The organism is Oleiphilus sp. HI0086, assembly GCF_001635225.1.
In genome coordinates this window covers 1-1249 of sequence record NZ_LWFZ01001317.1, presented here as the reverse complement: position 1 = coordinate 1249, position 1249 = coordinate 1, and the positions used below count along the sequence as shown (strand labels likewise).

1 protein-coding gene and 1 pseudogene are annotated in these 1249 nt (G+C 46.7%); both read left to right on the top strand.

From position 1 onward, the window contains the following. A partial coding sequence (locus tag A3756_RS22780) for an ATPase, T2SS/T4P/T4SS family (protein ID WP_197481476.1) occupies positions 1 to 1040 on the top strand: 1040 nt, incomplete at its 5' end. Between the two features lie 3 nt (positions 1041 to 1043). Then, positions 1044 to 1249, top strand: a pseudogene (locus A3756_RS22775) (type II secretion system F family protein); the annotation flags it as partial.

The window sequence follows — 1249 nt, the reverse complement described above, 5'->3', positions numbered from 1 at the left end:
TACACGAAGTTTCAAAGCCCTCCATTAAACTGGCCCCCAAGATATCAGCCCGTTTAAAGGTTATGTCCCAGCTGGATATTTCTGAGCGGCGAATTCCTCAAGATGGACGTATTAAGCTAAAGCTATCAAAAACCAAAGCGATTGATTTCCGGGTGAATACCCTACCTACGTTGTGGGGCGAAAAAATTGTATTGCGTATTCTTGACCCGAGCAGCGCGAAAATGGGGATTGACGCATTGGGTTACGAAGACGTCCAGAAAGAGCTCTATATGGATGCGCTTCACCAGCCGCAAGGGCTTATCCTAGTAACCGGCCCTACGGGGAGTGGTAAAACAGTATCACTCTATACCGGTTTGAATATACTAAATACTGACGAACGAAATATCTCTACCGCGGAAGACCCGGTTGAGATCAACCTGGAAGGTATCAACCAGGTTAACGTTAACCCGAAGGTCGGGCTTGGCTTCCCTGAAGCGCTTAGGTCTTTCTTACGTCAAGACCCTGACATCATCATGGTGGGTGAGATTCGAGACCTGGAAACTGCGTCTATCGCGATCAAAGCAGCACAGACGGGTCATATGGTCATGTCGACCCTGCATACCAATAGTGCACCAGAAACCTTAACTCGTATGATCAATATGGGCGTTCCGGCATTTAACATCGCCACATCTGTCAGTCTTATCATCGCACAACGACTGGCAAGACGCTTATGCAGCGCCTGTAAAGAGCCTGCTGATATCCCTCCCGAAACACTAGAGAAGGAAGGCTTCACAAAAGAACAAATTGATACAGGTTTTACACTTTATAAACCAAAAGGGTGTGATAAATGTAATAAAGGCTATAAAGGCCGGGTGGGCATTTACGAAGTCGTTAAAAACACGCCTAAGATCGCTCAACTTATTATGTCCGAAGCCACTTCACTTGAAATCGCAAAGCAGGCAGATGAAGAAGGCTTTAACAACCTTAGAAAATCAGCACTTTTAAAGGCTATTGAAGGCGTCACCAGCCTTGAAGAAGTCGAACGTGTAACCAAGGACTAACACATGGCAAGCACCACAGATAAGACACTGTCCTTTTCCTGGGAAGGTACTGACCGGAAAGGCAATAAAACCACAGGCGTTATGGCCGCGGCAAACTCGGCCTTGGTCAAAGCACAGCTTCGTAAGCAAGGCATAAAACCCGTCAAAGTAAAAAAAGCGGCTGCCACTCGTGCGAAAGGGAAAAAAATAACCCCCTTCGATGTCGCTAT